We start from the raw sequence: 15,794 nt of genomic DNA on the forward strand, positions 1-15,794 counted from the left end.
GATAGAATCCCGCGCGGTTCGGCGTACCACCACGCGCGCCGCCGGGCTGGCCACCGCCAAAGGCCGCTATTATCAGTCTGGCGCAGGCCAGCGCCCGAATCTGCCGGGCCCAAGCCGTGGGGCCCGCGACAGCCGCCTGAGGAGAGAATTAGAAATGACCTTCGTCGTCACCGACAACTGCATCAAGTGCAAGTACACCGACTGCGTAGAAGTGTGTCCGGTGGACTGCTTTTACGAAGGCCCGAATTTCCTGGTAATCCACCCGGACGAATGTATCGACTGCGCGCTATGCGAACCAGAGTGCCCCGCGCAGGCGATCTTCTCTGAAGACGAGGTGCCGGAAGACATGCAGGAATTCATCGTATTGAACGCCGAACTGGCTGAGGTGTGGCCGAACATCACCGAGCGCAAGGATGCTCTCGCAGAAGCGGCAGCCTTCGACGGCATCAAGGGCAAGATAAAAGACCTGGAACGCTGAGCCGCAGAGCTCCTGCCTTTTTTGATCTGCTTCGAAGCGACAAATAGCAGTAAAGCGGGCATGAAAAAGGGGGGTATAAACCCCCCGTATTGTCTTCCTTGGTCCTTGTATTTCCGTGCCATCGTCCTGATGAATCGCTTCTTGCGATGTCCTGGCCGCCTTCCTGGTAGCCTGTGTCTGTCCCTCGACACAGTTCCAATATCCGGTTTTTCGAAGCGGCCGGCAAGCCGCTGGGTTTTTTCAAAACAAATCACGAGCACCGTGCTTAGATTAAAAAACCTATAAATATCAATGTATTGAACAGATTCTTGGTCCGCCAGACAATTTTTTCACATTAATGGCGGCAGTTCACTTACGTTACGCGTAAGAGTTTTCCTACACAGCTACGGGCATTGACACCGGGACGATCGTACTAAAAAGCCCCGCGATCCGTAGACGGCGGGGCTCGGGTGGCCAGGAGAAGCCTTAGGGGTACAGAAACCGATTATTGAAACAGCGATTCGCTGGACAGCCCATTGCGCTCGAGTATCTCGCGCAGGCGCTTGAGGCCTTCTACCTGGATCTGCCGTACCCGCTCACGCGTCAGGCCGATTTCAAGGCCTACATCTTCGAGGGTGCTGCTTTCATGCCCGCGCAGCCCAAACCGACGCACCACGACCTCTCGCTGCTTGTCCGTCAGCTCTGATAGCCATTGATCGATGCTCTGTGACAGGTCGTCGTCCTGCAAGAGCTCACAGGGGTCCGTGGGCCGTTCGTCGGTGAGCGTATCTAGGAGCGTCTTGTCTGAGTCAGGGCCGAGTGACACATCAACTGACGATACTCGCTCGTTCAAGCCCAGCATGCGCTTGACTTCGCATACCGGTTTTTCGAGCAAGGCAGCGATTTCTTCTGGAGAGGGCTCATGGTCGAGCTTCTGGGTGAGCTCGCGAGCGGCACGCAGATAGACGTTGAGTTCCTTCACCACATGAATGGGCAAGCGAATCGTGCGGGTCTGGTTCATGATCGCCCGCTCGATGGTCTGGCGGATCCACCATGTGGCATAAGTGGAGAAGCGGAAGCCGCGCTCAGGGTCGAATTTCTCAACCGCGCGGATCAACCCCAGGTTGCCTTCTTCGATCAGGTCCAACAGCGACAAGCCGCGATTGACATAGCGACGGGCGATCTTTACCACCAGGCGCAGGTTGCTTTCGATCATTCGCTTGCGCCCGGCTGGGTCGCCTTTTTGCGACAGCCGTGCGAAGTGGACTTCTTCTTCAGGGGATAGCAGTGGGGAAAAGCCGATTTCATTCAGATAGAGCTGGGTGGCATCAAGCGCACGGGTGTAATCGATATATTTGTGCTGCTTGAGCGAAGAAGACGACCTGGCCTTGGCGCGTGCGGTGGGCGGCGGCGTATCCTCGTCTACCGCGGAATCCAGGACGATGCCGGTTTCAACCAACAGCACCTCATCGTCGATGTCAAACTCCGGCGCTTCTCTGTTAAGAGCCATTGTTATAGTCCCTTGCTGAGTTCGACCTCAAGCCCAAGCGCGCCTGTTTCCATGGCTGCGCAGGAGCCTGTCCCCACTACGTGGTCAGCGACAGGCTGCAGCATTGTTCAACGTCGCGGCAGAAATTGCATTGGGTCTACCGGCTTACCCTGGCGACGAATCTCGAAGTGAAGTTTCACCCGGTCCGTGCCCGTGGAGCCCATTTCGGCAATCGTCTGCCCGGCCTTGACCTGCTGCCCCTCCCGAACCAGTAGCCTACGGTTATGACCGTAAGCACTCACGTAGGTGTCACTGTGTTTGATGATCACCAACTCGCCGTAGCCCCGTAATCCACTTCCGGCGTACACCACGGATCCATCAGACGCAGCGAAAACAGGCTGTCCCAAATCTCCGGCGATATCAATTCCTTTATTCAAACTACCGTTTGAAGCGAATTTTCCGATGAGCACACCGTTTGCCGGCCAGGTCCACCCCCCTGCCATGACTTCGCCAGCAGGCACCGGAGTAGCTGTTGGCTCACTGGCAGCGCCTGCCGCGTCGCCGGAAACAGCCGGCGTAACCGCAGTTGCTGCAGGTACCGTACGTCGAGTGATGGTCGTGGTGCTGGAAGAAGAAGTCGAGTTGCTTCGGGTCACGACAGTCGGGGGCGCGATGACGGTCGAGCTACCACTGCCATTCTGACCATCGAAGCGCAGCGACTGCCCCGGACGAATGGTATAGGGGGCTGCAATGTTATTACGGGCTGCCAAGGCCTTGTAGTCCCAGCCGTAACGAAACGCGATGGAAAACAGGGTGTCCCCCCGCTTGACCACGTATTGGCCCGTGGTCACCTGCGGACGCTGGGGCGTCTGAGCCGCGCGGTCGACGACTCGCACGCCATTGCTCGGCGCGCTTGAGCAGCCTGCCAGCAAGACTGCGATAGCCAGCGTAGCGAGTAAGCACCCTCGAGGTCGCGCACCCGCCTGCAAGCCTTTAACTGTCGGACTCACCCGCTACTCCCTCTGGATGATTCATTGAACGAGGCCGGCAGTATAACCGAGCCTGATAACCGGCCATGCCGGGAAAGGTGTTGTGAAACAAAAAGATGCGCGAAGAAGCTGAAGCCTCCTCTATGACAGGCCGCTCGCGGTGGAATTCCGAAGTGCAATCACTCAGGCCAAGGGGCCGGTCAACAGTGGGACGAAGCGCACAGCCCCGAGCAAATGCCTGGCATAGCCTGTTTCCTCGCGAATGATCAGCATCAGCTGCTGTACGTCGCCAGCGCCAACCGGGATCACCATTCGCCCGCCAGGCGCCAGTTGCTCCAGCAACGCCTGCGGCACATCCGCGGCCACGGCGGTAACGATGATTCCGTTATAGGGCGCCAGCGCCGGCCACCCTTCCCAGCCATCTCCCCAGCGGAATACCACGTTGCGCAGGTTCAGGCTTTGCATCCGCTCCTTGGCGCGGTCTTGCAACCCCTTGATGCGCTCGACTGAAAACACCCGTTCCACCAGTTGCGCCAGCACGGCGGTCTGGTAACCGGACCCCGTGCCGATTTCCAGCACCTTGTCCAGCGGCCCCGCGGCGAGCAACAGCTCGCTCATGCGCGCGACCATGTAAGGCTGGGAGATGGTTTGGTTGTTCCCGATCGGCAAGGCAGTATCTTCATAGGCCCGGTGGGCCAGCGCTTCGTCTACGAACAAGTGACGCGGCGTCTTGCGGATCACTTCAAGCACCTGGTGATTGCAGATGCCCTCTTCGTAAAGGCGCTGAATCAGCCGCTCGCGCGTACGCTGGGAAGTCATGCCGATGCCACGGTGCAGCAGGTCGTCTTGCCCACGCATCAGCGCAGCTCCTCCAGCCAGGCCCCTAGTGGCTCGAAGGCCGGATGGAAGGTCCGGTCCAGCTGCAGCGGCGTGACCGATACGTAACCCTGCATCAGCGCATGGAAATCCGTGCCGGCCCCACCGTCCTCGGCATCGCCCGCCGCCGCGATCCAATAGCCCGGCTTGCCACGTGGGTCCACCACCAGGCTGGGGCGTGCCGCACGGGCGCGATGGCCGAGACGGGTGAGACGAATGCCTCGCACCGCTGCCAGCGGCAGGTTGGGCACATTGACGTTGATCACCGTGCGTGGCGGCAGCACGAGGTTGGCCTGTGCCTCGATCAGCTTGCGCGCATACCAGGCGGCGGTCGGCAGGTTGTCGAGCTGTCGCGAAGCCAGGGAGAACGCGAAGCCGGTATGGCCGCTGAAGCGCCCTTCCAGCGCGGCCGCCACGGTCCCGGAATAGATGACGTCGTCGCCCAGGTTGGCACCCAGGTTGATTCCCGAAACCACTAAATCCGGCTGCTCTTCGAGCAACGCGTTCAAACCCAGGTGCACGCAGTCGGTGGGCGTCCCGTTGAGGCTGATGAAGCCGTTGTCCAAGGTGATGGGGTGCAGCGGGCGATCGATCGTCAAGGCGCTGCTGCATCCGCTGCGGTCTTGGTCGGGCGCGATCACCGTGCAATGGGCGAAATCCGCCAGCGCGGCATGAAGCGCGGCGATGCCTGGGGCGGTGACCCCGTCGTCATTGGAGATCAAGATACGCATGGGCTTTTTTGTCTACCCCGCTTGCACCAGATCGAAAAGCTCACGAACCACGGCGGTGGCGAAGCATCCGGTGGGCAGGATGAAATCCAGTTGCAAAATGTCAGGCTCGGGATAATGCCACGACAAGCTGCGGATGGGCAGTCGCAGAATGCGGCGTTCGTGATCCAGGCCCGCCTCGCTAAGCCAGCGGCATAGTGTCACTTCGCCTGCTTCTATCTCTTGCTCCAGCGAGAGAGTTTCTCCGCCAGCAGGCGAAACGCCGCGACCTGATAACGGCCCAGTCGGGTGCAGATCCAGCGCATCGAGCCGCGGGTCGCTGCATTCGGCCTCGCCCGCACAGAAAAAACTACGGCTGTCGGTAAAGGCCAGCACGTCGCCGGGGCGCGCCTGATTCCAAGTGCCCTGCGCCACGCGCTCGGCAAGCACACGATTGAAGAGATAACTGCGTGCGGCGGAAAGGATGCGCGAGCGCAGGTTGCGCTGCTCTGGCAGCCGACCGCTCTGGGCGTAGTGCCGGGCCTGGGCGAGGTTGCCGCCGTCGTGGCCAAAGCGTTGAGCGCCAAAATAGTTCGGCACCCCGTGCTGTTGAATCCATCGCAAGCGCTGTTCGATGGCAGCGGGGTCGGCGGCCAGAGACGTCAGCCGAAGTGAAAAACCGTTGGCCGAATGTGCGCCGCGTTGCAGCTTGCGCCGATGGCGGGTGGCCTGTAGCACCCTCAGGTTGGCGTCCTGGGCAGCGGCCAAATCCGGCTCGCCCTTGCCCGGCAGGTGCAAGCTGAACCATTGCCGGGTCAGGGCCTGCCGGTCCTTGAGGCCTGCGTAGCTGATCGCCCGTAGCGGCACCCCGGCGGCGCGCGCCAACCGGCGTGCCGCTTCTTCGGTATTGAGTTCGCGCTTCTCGACCCATAGCCACAGGTGTTCTCCATCACCTGCCAAGGGAATGTCGAGCACTTCATCGACTTGAAAATCTTCGGCCGTGGCTTTGAGAACAGCGGTACCCAGCGAGTCGCCAGTGGCCCGCGGCCCCAGCAGTTGCAGTTCGTTCATGCCGTGAGCAACAGGGCTACCGCGTGCACGGCAATCCCCTCCTCACGCCCAGTGAAGCCCAGCTTCTCGGTGGTGGTGGCCTTGACGTTGACCTGATCGAGCCCAACCTGCAGGTCCTCGGCGATCAGCGCCCGCATGGTATCGATATGAGGCGCCATCCTGGGTGCCTGGGCAACGATGGTCGAATCGACGTTGGCCACGGTCCAGCCTTTGCCTCGTACCAGCTCCACTACGTTGCGCAACAGCGCGCGGCTGTCGGCACCCTTGAAGCGAGGGTCGGTGTCCGGGAAGTGCTTGCCGATGTCGCCCAAGGCCGCGGCGCCGAGCAGCGCATCGCTCAAGGCATGCAACAGCACGTCGCCATCGGAATGCGCCACCAATCCGGCAGTGTGGGGAATACGTACCCCACCCAAGGTGATGAAATCGCCTTCTCCGAAGCGGTGAACGTCGTAACCGTGGCCGATACGCATAGAAAAAAACGCCCTGTTTGAGTCAGGGCGCGATTCTACCCTGCCGGGGCTTGCTTGGGCACCGCTACGGCCGGATCAGGCCAGGCCGAGCGCCGCCGCATGATGACGCAGGTGATCCTCTATAAAGCTGGCGATGAAATAGTAGCTGTGGTCGTAGCCTGGCTGTAGGCGCAGAGTCAGCGGGTAACCGGCGTCGGCACAAGCTTTTTGCAGGGCCTCGGGCTTGAGCTGGCTGGTCAGGAAGTCGTCCCGGTCCCCTTGATCCACCAGCAGCGGCAGTTGTTCGGTGGCCTTCGCCAATAACACGCTGGCGTCCCACTCTCGCCAACGATTGCGATCTTCGCCCAGGTACCGGCTGAACGCCTTTTGCCCCCAGGGGCAATCCATGGGATTGCTGATCGGGGCAAAGGCTGAGATCGAGCGGTAGCGCCCCGGGTTACGCAGCGCGCATACCAAGGCACCGTGGCCGCCCATGGAATGCCCGGCGATAGCCCGTGCGGCGCTGGCCGGGAAGTTCGCTTCGATCAACACCGGCAGCTCGTCCACCACATAATCGTGCATCCGGTAATGTTGGGCGTAAGGTGGCTGGGTAGCGTTGAGGTAAAAGCCCGCGCCGTGGCCGAAGTCCCAGGCGCCGTCGGGATCACCCGGAACCTCCTGGCCCCGCGGGCTGGTGTCTGGCGCAACCAGAATCAGCCCCAACTCGGCGGCCAACCGCTGTGCAGCGGCTTTTTGCATGAAGTTTTCGTCGGTGCAGGTCAGGCCAGACAACCAGTACAACACCGGCAGGCGCTGGCCGGATTCCGCCTGGGGCGGCAGGTATACGGCGAACACCATGTCGCAGCCAAGGCTGCTGGATCGATGCTTGTAACGCTTGTGCCAGCCGCCGAAGCTTTTCTGACAGGACAGGTTTTCCAGGCTCATGGCGCCCCCTCAGAAATGGATGACACTGCGGATGCTTTGGCCTTCATGCATGAGGTCGAAGGCTTTGTTGATGTCTTCCAGCGGCATGGTGTGGGTAATGAATGTGTCGAGCGGGATTTCTCCGCGCTCTGCCATTTCCACGTAGCTGGGCAGCTCGCTGCGCCCGCGCACTCCGCCGAAAGCGCTACCGCGCCATACCCGCCCGGTGACCAGTTGGAACGGCCGGGTGGCGATTTCCTGGCCGGCGCCGGCAACGCCGATGATGACCGATTCACCCCAGCCCTTATGGCAGCACTCGAGCGCGGCGCGCATCAATTGCACGTTGCCGATGCACTCAAAGGAGAAGTCCACGCCACCATCTGTCATATCGACGATGACTTCCTGGATCGGCTTGTCGTACTCCTTGGGATTCACACAGTCGGTTGCGCCCAGTTGCCGGGCGATCTCGAACTTGGCCGGATTGATGTCGATGCCGATGATGCGGCTGGCCTTGGCCTTGACGGCACCCAGGATGGCAGAGAGACCAATGCCGCCGAGGCCGAAGATAGCCACGGTATCGCCGGCCTTGACCTTGGCGGTATTGAGCACCGCGCCGATGCCGGTGGTCACGCCGCAGCCCAGCAGGCAGACCTTCTCTAACGGCGCCTGTTTAGGGATGCGTGCCACGGAAATCTCCGGCAACACGGTGTACTCGGAGAAGGTCGACGTGCCCATGTAGTGGAACAACGGCTTGCTCTGATACGAGAAGCGGGTAGTGCCATCAGGCATCAGGCCTTTACCCTGGGTCGCGCGGATCGCCTGGCAGAGGTTGGTTTTACCCGAAAGGCAGAATTTGCATTGGCGGCATTCCGGCGTGTACAGCGGGATCACATGGTCCCCCACCGCCACAGACGTTACCCCTTCCCCCACGGCTTCGACCACAGCGCCGCCCTCATGCCCGAGGATGCTCGGGAAGATGCCCTCTGGGTCGGCCCCCGACAACGTATAGGCATCCGTATGGCAAACCCCGCTCGCGATTACACGGAGCAGAACCTCCCCGGCCTTGGGCATCGCCACATCGATTTCGACGATTTCCAGTGGCTTCTTGGCTTCGAAGGCAACGGCGGCGCGGGACTTGATCATGAGGCTTCCTCGGCAAAGGGGATGAAACAGGAAGTGTAAATCAGCCCCTGCCTGTGGATAATCCCCGCTCAAGGGAAACATTATTGCCAGCGAGGGACAATCATGACGGCGCTGCGCTGGGAAGGCATAGATGAATTCGTCGCGGTGGCTGAGCTTGGCCAGTTCAGCGCAGCTGCCGTTCAGCTCGGCGTGTCATCGTCGCATGTGAGCCGGCAAGTGGCGCAGTTGGAGGAGCGCCTGCAAGCTCGGCTGTTCTACCGCAGCACACGCAGGGTCAGCTTGACCGAGGCGGGCCTTACCTTCCTGCAACATTGCCGCCGTCTTCACGATGGTCGGGAAGAAGCGATGCGTGCCGTCCACGACCTCGCCGCCGAGCCCAAAGGGCTCTTGCGCATGACCTGCGCGGTGGCTTACGGAGAGCGCTTTATCGTACCGCTGGTCAATGATTACCAGGCACGTTATCCACAGCTGCGGGTCGACATCGAGCTGAGCAACAGAACGCTCGACTTGGTCAATGAAGGGCTGGACCTGGCGGTACGCTTGGGCCGCTTGCAGGATTCCCGGCTGGTCGCCAGCCGCCTGGCGCCACGGCGCATGTATTTGTGCGCGGCGCCGGCGTACCTGCAGCGCTATGGCCGCCCCCATAGCCTGTCGGAACTGGCGCGGCACAATTGCCTCGTCGGCAGCAGCGATCAATGGGCAATGCAGCAGGACGGCCGCGAGCTGAGCATCCGAGTGCAGGGGAACTGGCGCTGCAACAGCGGCCAAGCGGTGTTGGACGCCGCGCTGAAGGGTATGGGTTTGTGCCAGCTGCCGGACTATTACGTGCTCGAGCATCTGCGCAGCGGCGCGTTGGTGTCGCTGTTGGAAGCTCATCAACCGCCTAACACAGCGGTCTGGGCGCTTTACCCCCAGCAGCGACACCTGTCACCCAAAGTACGCGGGATGGTCGAACATTTGCGCCAGGGGCTGGCAGAGCAAGCGGACAGCTCGCAACCAATAGGCAATTAGCCGAAGCCAGTCGCACTATCACGCGTCGGTTTGACTGCCTCGGCGTAGCCAGGCCAGATCTTCGGGGCGGGTGATCTTGATGTTATCCGAACGCCCTTCGATCAACCGCGGGGCATGGCCCGCCCATTCCATGGCCGAGGCTTCGTCGGTCACCGCCACCCCTGCCACCAGTGCGTCGGCGAGCGCGCGCTGCAATGGGCCAAGCCGGAACATCTGCGGCGTAAAGGCATGCCAGATTACGGTGCGGTCCAGGGTGTCGCTGACCCGGCCAGTGGCATCGGCGCGTTTGAGCGTGTCCTTGGCCGGCACAGCGAGCAGGCCGCCGACCTCATCCTCGGCAAGCTCCCCCAGCAAGCGTTCCAGGTCAGTGGCTGCCAGGTTCGGCCGGGCAGCATCGTGAACCAACACCCAGTCGCTGGCGCCGGCGCCAAGTTCGCTTAGCGTCATCAGAGCATTGAGTACCGAATCGCAGCGCTCGCTGCCACCGGTGGCGAGATGAATAGAAGGGCTGAGCGCGCATTCGAGCGTTGGCCACCAAGGGTCGCCCGCCGCCACGCTCACCACCAGGCCGCGCAAGCCGGGATGCCCGAGGAAACAATCAAGGGTGTGTTCAAGCAGCGTTTTGCCAGCGAGCTTGAGATATTGCTTGGGACGGTCGGCGCCCATGCGCGAACCGACACCCGCAGCGGGAATGACTACCCAGAATGGGATCGATGGAGCAGTCATTGGGTAATCTGGTAGAGGGTTTCGCCGTCCTTGACCATGCCCAATTCGTGGCGGGCACGCTCTTCGACGGTTTCCATGCCTTTTTTCAGTTCCAGCACCTCAGCATCGAGCACCCGATTACGCTCGAACAGGCGTTCGTTCTCAGCCTTCTGGTCAGCGATCTGCTGCTGTAGGTCGGCGGCCTGGGCAAAGCTGCCCGTGCCTACCCACAGCCGATGCTGCAGCCCCGCCAGCAACAGGATAAGAACCAGAAACAACCAATAGGGACTGCGCATCGAAGGATCCAGAGGTAGGTCTACTGCTTGCCGGACAGCATTTAGCCTGGCACGGGCCAGGCTAAATGTATGTCAGCATCGCCGGGAAGCAATCTAGGCGGCATTGGCCGGGCGGTGCCTTCCCTGCCGCCTTTTTACCACTTCCTGATCAGCCGCGAAACTCGCCACGACCGTTGTAAGGCGCCTTCCCACCCAATTGCTCCTCGATACGCAGCAATTGGTTGTACTTGGATACGCGATCGGAGCGGCACAGCGAACCGGTCTTGATTTGCCCTGCCGCGGTACCTACTGCCAGATCGGCGATGGTCGAGTCCTCGGTTTCACCCGAACGGTGCGAGATAACCGCGGTGTAGCCAGCGGCCTTGGCCATCTGGATAGCTTCCAGGGTTTCGGTCAGGCTGCCGATCTGGTTGAACTTGATCAGGATGGAGTTACCGATGTGCTTGTCGATGCCTTCCTTGAGGATCTTGGTGTTGGTCACGAACAGGTCGTCGCCCACCAGCTGTACCTTGTCGCCGATCTTGTCGGTAAGGATCTTCCAGCCTGCCCAGTCGGATTCGTCCAGGCCATCTTCGATGGAAATGATCGGGTGGCGTTCGGTCAGGCCCTTGAGGTACTCGGCGAAGCCTTCGGAATCGAAGGTGTGGCCCTCGCCGGCCAGGTTGTACTTGCCGTCTTCGTAGAACTCGCTGGCGGCGCAATCCAGGGCCAGGGTGACGTCGGTGCCCAAGGTGTAGCCAGCGTTTTTCACGGCTTCAGCGATAGCCTTGAGCGCGTCTTCGTTGGAGGTCAGGTTCGGGGCGAAACCACCTTCGTCGCCCACAGCGGTGCTCAGGCCACGACCTTTGAGCACGGCCTTGAGGCTATGGAAGATTTCCGCGCCCATGCGCAGCGCGTCGGCGAAGGTCTTCGCGCCCACGGGCTGGACCATGAATTCCTGGATGTCGACGTTGTTATCGGCGTGCTCGCCACCGTTGATGATGTTCATCATGGGTACGGGCATCGAGTAAACGCCCGGGGTGCCATTGAGGTTGGCGATGTGCGCGTAGAGCGGCAGGTCCTGATCCTCGGCAGCAGCCTTGGCGGCAGCCAGGGATACGGCCAGGATGGCGTTCGCACCCAGGTTCGCCTTGTTCTCGGTACCGTCGAGTTTGATCATGGCCTGGTCGAGGGCTTTCTGCTCCGCCGGATCCTTGCCCAGCAGCAGCTCGCGGATCGGGCCATTGATGTTGGCTACGGCCTTGAGCACACCCTTGCCCAGGTAGCGGCTTTTATCGCCATCGCGCAGCTCGAGCGCCTCGCGCGACCCGGTGGACGCACCTGAGGGCGCGCAGGCGCGGCCAATGATGCCATTGTCCAGAAGCACGTCGGCTTCCACGGTCGGGTTGCCACGGGAGTCAAGAACCTCACGACCTTTGATGTCGACGATTTTTGCCATTGTTGTAAACACTCCAGATTGGACGAAACGACGCAGCTGAGGGATGGACATCGCCCCGCGACTCCTGTCGCGGAGCGTCAAACAAACGGGCGCTTGACCCCGCGCTTACAAGGTCAAGCGGTCTCTATGATCGGAAAACCCTTGACCAGTTCATCGAGTGCCTTGAGCTGGCTCAAGAACGCTTCGAGTTTATTCAAACGCAGCGCACAGGGCCCGTCGCAGCGAGCGTTGTCTGGGTCTGGATGAGCTTCCAGGAACAGCCCGGCCAGGCCTTGGCTGATACCGGCCTTGGCGAGGTCGGTAACCTGGGCGCGGCGCCCGCCCGCCGAATCGGCGCGGCCACCAGGCATTTGCAGGGCATGGGTCACGTCGAAGAACACCGGGTACTCGAACTGCTTCATGATGCCGAAGCCGAGCATGTCCACTACCAGGTTGTTGTAGCCGAAGCTGGACCCGCGCTCGCACAGCACCAGTTGATCGTTACCGGCTTCCTCGCACTTGGTGAGGATGTGCTTCATTTCCTGAGGCGCGAGGAATTGCGCTTTCTTGATATTGATGACGGCGTTGGTCTTCGCCATCGCTACCACCAGGTCGGTCTGCCGCGACAGGAAAGCCGGCAACTGGATGATGTCGCACACTTCGGCAACCGGCGCGGCCTGGTGAGGCTCATGCACGTCGGTGATGACCGGCACGTTGAAGGTTTCCTTGATCTCCTGGAAGATCTTCAGGCCCTCTTCCATGCCCGGCCCACGGTAGGAATTGACCGAGGAGCGGTTGGCTTTGTCGAAGCTTGCCTTGAACACATAGGGGATGCCGAGCTTCTCGGTCACCCGAACGTATTCCTCGCACACCTTCATGGCGAGGTCGCGGGACTCGAGCACGTTCATGCCGCCGAACAGCGCCATCGGCTTGTCGTTGGCCAGCTCGATGGTGCCTACGCGAATAGTTTTCTGTGCCATGGGTCAGCCTTTGTTCCGTTGTGCCAATGCCGCTTTGACGAAGCCGCTGAACAGCGGGTGACCATCACGCGGGGTGGAGGTGAATTCCGGGTGGAACTGGCAGGCCACGAACCACGGATGGTCGTTGCCTTCGACCACCTCGACCAGCGCGCCGTCGCCGGAGCGACCGGAAATGACCAGGCCGGCCTCGATCAACTTTGGCAGCAGGTTGTTGTTCACTTCATAGCGATGGCGATGGCGCTCGACGATCACGTCTTTCTGGTAGCAGGCATGCACACGAGAACCCGGCTCGAGCAGGCACTCCTGCGCACCCAGGCGCATGGTGCCGCCCAGGTCAGAGGTTTCCGTACGGGTTTCGACCGCGCCGGTGGCGTCGGCCCACTCGGTGATCAGGCCGACCACAGGGTGGCCGCTGTTGCGCTCGAACTCGGTGGAGTTGGCGTCGGCCCAGCCCAGCACGTTACGGGCGAATTCGATCACCGCCACCTGCATGCCTAGGCAGATACCCAGGTACGGGACCTTGTTTTCACGGGCGAACTGCACTGCGCGGATCTTGCCTTCCACGCCGCGCAGGCCGAAGCCGCCTGGAACCAGGATGGCGTCCACGCCTTCGAGCAGGCCGGTGCCTTGGTTCTCGATGTCTTCGGAATCGATGTAGCGCAGGTTGACCCGGGTGCGATTCTGGATGCCGGCATGGCTCATCGCTTCGATCAGCGACTTGTAGGCATCGAGCAGTTCCATGTACTTGCCGACCATGGCGATGGTGACTTCATGCTCTGGGTTGAGCTTGGCATCGATGACCTTGTCCCACTCGGAGAGGTCGGCGCCACCGCACTGCAGGCCGAAGCGCTCGACGACGAAGTCGTCCAGGCCCTGGGCATGCAGTACGCCCGGGATCTTGTAGATAGTGTCGACGTCCTCGAGTGAGATGACCGCGCGTTCTTCAACGTTGGTGAACAGCGCGATCTTGCGACGCGAAGAGGCATCCACCGGATGGTCCGAGCGGCAGATCAATACGTCGGGCTGCAGGCCGATGGAGCGCAGCTCCTTGACCGAGTGCTGGGTTGGCTTGGTCTTGGTCTCGCCAGCGGTGGCGATATACGGGACCAGGGTCAGGTGCATCAGCATGGCCCGGCGGGCACCGACCTCCACCCGCAACTGGCGAATGGCTTCGAGGAATGGCTGGGATTCTATGTCGCCGACGGTACCGCCGATTTCCACCAGGGCCACATCGGCGTCGCCGGCACCCTTGATGATGCGGCGCTTGATCTCGTCGGTGATGTGCGGGATGACCTGGATGGTCGCGCCCAGGTAGTCACCACGGCGCTCCTTGCGCAGCACGTGCTCGTACACGCGGCCAGTGGTGAAGTTGTTGTTCTGGGTCATGGTGGTGCGGATGAACCGCTCGTAGTGACCCAGGTCCAGGTCGGTCTCGGCGCCGTCGTGGGTAACGAACACTTCACCGTGCTGGAACGGGCTCATAGTGCCCGGATCGACGTTAATGTACGGATCCAGCTTGAGCATGGTGACCTTCAGCCCCCGCGCCTCCAGGATGGCCGCCAGTGATGCCGAGGCAATGCCTTTCCCCAATGAAGAAACAACACCGCCCGTGACGAAGATGTAACGCGTCATGAAAAACCCTAGAAGTCTGCGTTAAAGCGGTCGGAGCCGCCGGGGAAAGCGAAGGAAGGCCCGGCGCACGGAACGGGGTTCCGCCTGCATGAGCCCCGACTGCCGGCGGTGTTCGCCGTGCAAGGTTCGAAAAATTGCCGCGCTCGTACGTACCGGCGGTTATGACCGGTGTGTAAGCGACAGGCATTTCAAACATTGCCCAGCAAAGGCTGCTCGGCCATCGGCAGCTTCAGCGGTTTCACGAACGCGCAGAAGCTGTATCAAGAAGGGAGGGTAGTCTACCGGAAAGCGCCTTTCATCTCAAACACCGGTCGTTCGTCGGTGGTCGCCAGCGCAGCGTACCGGCGATTGCAGACAGGTTCTGCAAGTTCGCCACCGCCACCAAATGCCCCTCCACGACCAGCAACGGCAAGCGCGCGCGAACGAAGGGAGGCACCCCGGCTTCGTTGAGCAATCGCTTGAGATCCCGGCTACCGCGCCCTGGCAACACCAGGCGCTCGCCGCCTTGACGGTAGCGCACCTCGACCGCGCCAGCAGGCACAGGGCCGTGCCATTGCAGCTCGCCATTGCCGGGCAGGCGCAGCGGCTCGGCCAGGTTCGACCAGCCCGGCGGGGCGGAGGGCGTTGATTGCCACAGCCCGGCCAGCCACCAGGCCCGGTCGCCAGCCCGCACCAGTGCGCCATCGGCCAACGGCCATACCGGCGCGGCGCCGGGTGCGGCATCCCGCAACGCCACCCAGCCCACCCAGTGATCGGTGTCGGGCAGGCGGCTCAGCGGGGCCAGCCACGCTTGCAATGCATTGCGCTGGCGGGCTTCGCTCAATTCGCGCAAAGGGGCCAGCGCGAGCGATGGCAACGCAAGCCAGGCAAAGGGCGACGCCTGCCGAGCAACAGCCAAGTCATCCGTGGCCAACTGCTCAAGTAGCGCCAACGCCTCGGCAAAATGGCCAGCGCTGCGTGCAAGGTTCGCCGAGGCCGCAGGCCAGCGAGCCTGCAGCTGCGGCAGCACCTCATGACGGAGATAATTTCGCGCATGTCGGCTATCGGCATTGGACGGATCTTCGATCCACTGCAGCCCGACGTCCCGGGCGTACTCGAGCAATGCATCGCGGCCCAGCTCGAGCAACGGCCGCGCCAAGGTCCCCTGCCCCAACGGGCGCGCCTCCGGCATGCCTGCCGCGCCGCGCAACCCAGCCCCGCGCATCAACCGCAACAACAAGGTTTCAGCCTGATCGTCTCGATGCTGCCCAATCAGCAGCAGCTCGCCGGCCCGTAGCTCAGCCGCAAAGGCGCTATAGCGCGCATTGCGCGCCGCCTGTTCAATGCTAGCCAGCGGCTCGACATGAACGCGCATCACCTGAAGCGGCACGCCCAGGCTCTGGCACAGCCGCTCGCAGTGCGCAGGCCAGGCGTCGGCAGCGCTTTGCAGGCCATGATGAACGTGTATAGCCCGCAGGGGCGGCAGGGAATGCTCGCGGCCAAGGGTGGCGAGGGCATGAAGCAATACGGAGGAATCCAGCCCGCCCGAGAGGGCGACTATCCACCCCGGCGCATCGCGCCATGGCTCCAGGTGTTGCAGAAGGTGTTGGCCAAGGCTCATCCGTGGCTCCGATCGCCACTATGCCAGCATCGCTGGCATAGTGGCGGG

General features: G+C 61.8%; 16 protein-coding genes. 2 read left to right on the forward strand and 14 right to left on the reverse strand.

Annotation, left to right across the window (positions count from 1 at the left end):
• Positions 1-154 precede the first annotated feature (154 nt).
• Positions 155-478 (forward strand): ferredoxin FdxA, encoded by a 324-nt coding sequence (gene fdxA, locus OGL93_RS17415; protein WP_263264056.1) that lies wholly within the window; start codon positions 155-157, stop codon positions 476-478.
• Positions 479-962: 484 nt separating this feature from the next.
• On the opposite strand, the gene rpoS is transcribed toward fdxA, so the two are convergent.
• The 8 genes from rpoS to OGL93_RS17455 form a co-directional block, all read right to left on the reverse strand.
• Positions 963-1,967: an RNA polymerase sigma factor RpoS gene (gene rpoS, locus OGL93_RS17420; protein ID WP_263264057.1), complete on the reverse strand. Its 1,005-nt coding sequence runs from the start codon at positions 1,965-1,967 to the stop codon at positions 963-965.
• Between the two features lie 107 nt (positions 1,968-2,074).
• Positions 2,075-2,935, reverse strand: coding sequence for a peptidoglycan DD-metalloendopeptidase family protein (locus tag OGL93_RS17425; RefSeq protein ID WP_263264128.1), 861 nt, complete (start codon positions 2,933-2,935; stop codon positions 2,075-2,077).
• A gap of 183 nt (positions 2,936-3,118) precedes the next feature.
• Positions 3,119-3,754, reverse strand: a complete 636-nt coding sequence (locus tag OGL93_RS17430; RefSeq protein WP_263264129.1) for a protein-L-isoaspartate(D-aspartate) O-methyltransferase — start codon at positions 3,752-3,754, stop codon at positions 3,119-3,121.
• A gap of 38 nt (positions 3,755-3,792) precedes the next feature.
• On the reverse strand, positions 3,793-4,542 hold the full coding sequence (surE, locus tag OGL93_RS17435; protein ID WP_263264058.1) for a 5'/3'-nucleotidase SurE: 750 nt from the start codon (positions 4,540-4,542) through the stop codon (positions 3,793-3,795).
• Between the two features lie 12 nt (positions 4,543-4,554).
• Entirely contained in the window at positions 4,555-5,589 is a 1,035-nt protein-coding gene (gene truD / locus OGL93_RS17440) for a tRNA pseudouridine(13) synthase TruD (protein WP_263264059.1), read from the reverse strand.
• Positions 5,586-6,059 carry a 2-C-methyl-D-erythritol 2,4-cyclodiphosphate synthase gene (gene ispF / locus OGL93_RS17445; protein WP_263264060.1) on the reverse strand — a complete coding sequence of 158 codons (474 nt, stop codon included), beginning with the start codon at positions 6,057-6,059 and terminating at the stop codon, positions 5,586-5,588. The genes truD and ispF overlap by 4 nt, the downstream gene beginning before the upstream one ends.
• 75 nt (positions 6,060-6,134) lie before the next feature.
• Positions 6,135-6,983, reverse strand: a complete 849-nt coding sequence (gene fghA / locus OGL93_RS17450; protein ID WP_263264061.1) for an S-formylglutathione hydrolase — start codon at positions 6,981-6,983, stop codon at positions 6,135-6,137.
• A gap of 9 nt (positions 6,984-6,992) precedes the next feature.
• Complete coding sequence (locus OGL93_RS17455) at positions 6,993-8,105, reverse strand: S-(hydroxymethyl)glutathione dehydrogenase/class III alcohol dehydrogenase (protein WP_263264062.1); 1,113 nt, start codon at positions 8,103-8,105, stop codon at positions 6,993-6,995.
• Positions 8,106-8,207: 102 nt separating this feature from the next.
• Here OGL93_RS17455 and OGL93_RS17460 point away from each other — a divergent pair, with 102 nt between their 5' ends.
• Positions 8,208-9,116: a LysR substrate-binding domain-containing protein gene (locus OGL93_RS17460; RefSeq protein ID WP_263264063.1), complete on the forward strand. Its 909-nt coding sequence runs from the start codon at positions 8,208-8,210 to the stop codon at positions 9,114-9,116.
• 18 nt (positions 9,117-9,134) lie between these two features.
• On the opposite strand, the gene ispD is transcribed toward OGL93_RS17460, so the two are convergent.
• The 6 genes from ispD to tilS all read right to left on the reverse strand — a co-directional run bounded on the left by ispD (position 9,135) and on the right by tilS (position 15,746).
• Positions 9,135-9,842, reverse strand: a complete 708-nt coding sequence (gene ispD / locus OGL93_RS17465; RefSeq protein WP_263264064.1) for a 2-C-methyl-D-erythritol 4-phosphate cytidylyltransferase — start codon at positions 9,840-9,842, stop codon at positions 9,135-9,137.
• Positions 9,839-10,117 carry a cell division protein FtsB gene (ftsB, locus tag OGL93_RS17470; RefSeq protein WP_263264065.1) on the reverse strand — a complete coding sequence of 93 codons (279 nt, stop codon included), beginning with the start codon at positions 10,115-10,117 and terminating at the stop codon, positions 9,839-9,841. Before ftsB ends, ispD begins: the two co-directional genes overlap by 4 nt.
• Before the next feature lie 148 nt (positions 10,118-10,265).
• Positions 10,266-11,555, reverse strand: a complete 1,290-nt coding sequence (gene eno, locus OGL93_RS17475) for a phosphopyruvate hydratase (RefSeq protein ID WP_263264066.1) — start codon at positions 11,553-11,555, stop codon at positions 10,266-10,268.
• Between the two features lie 113 nt (positions 11,556-11,668).
• The gene (kdsA, locus tag OGL93_RS17480; RefSeq protein WP_263264067.1) at positions 11,669-12,514 is read right to left on the reverse strand and encodes a 3-deoxy-8-phosphooctulonate synthase; all 846 of its coding nucleotides are present in this window, start codon (positions 12,512-12,514) and stop codon (positions 11,669-11,671) included.
• A 3-nt stretch (positions 12,515-12,517) separates the two neighbouring features.
• Entirely contained in the window at positions 12,518-14,146 is a 1,629-nt protein-coding gene (locus tag OGL93_RS17485; protein ID WP_263264068.1) for a CTP synthase, read from the reverse strand.
• 295 nt (positions 14,147-14,441) lie between these two features.
• The gene (gene tilS, locus OGL93_RS17490) at positions 14,442-15,746 is read right to left on the reverse strand and encodes a tRNA lysidine(34) synthetase TilS (RefSeq protein ID WP_263264069.1); all 1,305 of its coding nucleotides are present in this window, start codon (positions 15,744-15,746) and stop codon (positions 14,442-14,444) included.
• Positions 15,747-15,794: the final 48 nt, after the last annotated feature.

Origin of the sequence: Pseudomonas sp. RIT-PI-S (assembly GCF_025642975.1) — a bacterium.
Classification (GTDB): domain Bacteria; phylum Pseudomonadota; class Gammaproteobacteria; order Pseudomonadales; family Pseudomonadaceae; genus Aquipseudomonas.

What these genes read in the sequence shown, in the direction of transcription:
- kdsA (WP_263264067.1), bottom strand. Translation starts at nt 12,514, where the DNA reads ATGGCACAGAAAACTATTCGCGTAGGCACCATCGAGCTGGCCAACGAC.
- OGL93_RS17485 (WP_263264068.1), bottom strand. Translation starts at nt 14,146, where the DNA reads ATGACGCGTTACATCTTCGTCACGGGCGGTGTTGTTTCTTCATTGGGG.
- fdxA (WP_263264056.1), top strand. Translation starts at nt 155, where the DNA reads ATGACCTTCGTCGTCACCGACAACTGCATCAAGTGCAAGTACACCGAC.
- tilS (WP_263264069.1), bottom strand. Translation starts at nt 15,746, where the DNA reads ATGAGCCTTGGCCAACACCTTCTGCAACACCTGGAGCCATGGCGCGAT.
- eno (WP_263264066.1), bottom strand. Translation starts at nt 11,555, where the DNA reads ATGGCAAAAATCGTCGACATCAAAGGTCGTGAGGTTCTTGACTCCCGT.
- fghA (WP_263264061.1), bottom strand. Translation starts at nt 6,983, where the DNA reads ATGAGCCTGGAAAACCTGTCCTGTCAGAAAAGCTTCGGCGGCTGGCAC.
- truD (WP_263264059.1), bottom strand. Translation starts at nt 5,589, where the DNA reads ATGAACGAACTGCAACTGCTGGGGCCGCGGGCCACTGGCGACTCGCTG.
- ispD (WP_263264064.1), bottom strand. Translation starts at nt 9,842, where the DNA reads ATGACTGCTCCATCGATCCCATTCTGGGTAGTCATTCCCGCTGCGGGT.
- OGL93_RS17430 (WP_263264129.1), bottom strand. Translation starts at nt 3,754, where the DNA reads ATGACTTCCCAGCGTACGCGCGAGCGGCTGATTCAGCGCCTTTACGAA.
- rpoS (WP_263264057.1), bottom strand. Translation starts at nt 1,967, where the DNA reads ATGGCTCTTAACAGAGAAGCGCCGGAGTTTGACATCGACGATGAGGTG.
- surE (WP_263264058.1), bottom strand. Translation starts at nt 4,542, where the DNA reads ATGCGTATCTTGATCTCCAATGACGACGGGGTCACCGCCCCAGGCATC.
- OGL93_RS17460 (WP_263264063.1), top strand. Translation starts at nt 8,208, where the DNA reads ATGACGGCGCTGCGCTGGGAAGGCATAGATGAATTCGTCGCGGTGGCT.
- OGL93_RS17455 (WP_263264062.1), bottom strand. Translation starts at nt 8,105, where the DNA reads ATGATCAAGTCCCGCGCCGCCGTTGCCTTCGAAGCCAAGAAGCCACTG.
- ftsB (WP_263264065.1), bottom strand. Translation starts at nt 10,117, where the DNA reads ATGCGCAGTCCCTATTGGTTGTTTCTGGTTCTTATCCTGTTGCTGGCG.
- ispF (WP_263264060.1), bottom strand. Translation starts at nt 6,059, where the DNA reads ATGCGTATCGGCCACGGTTACGACGTTCACCGCTTCGGAGAAGGCGAT.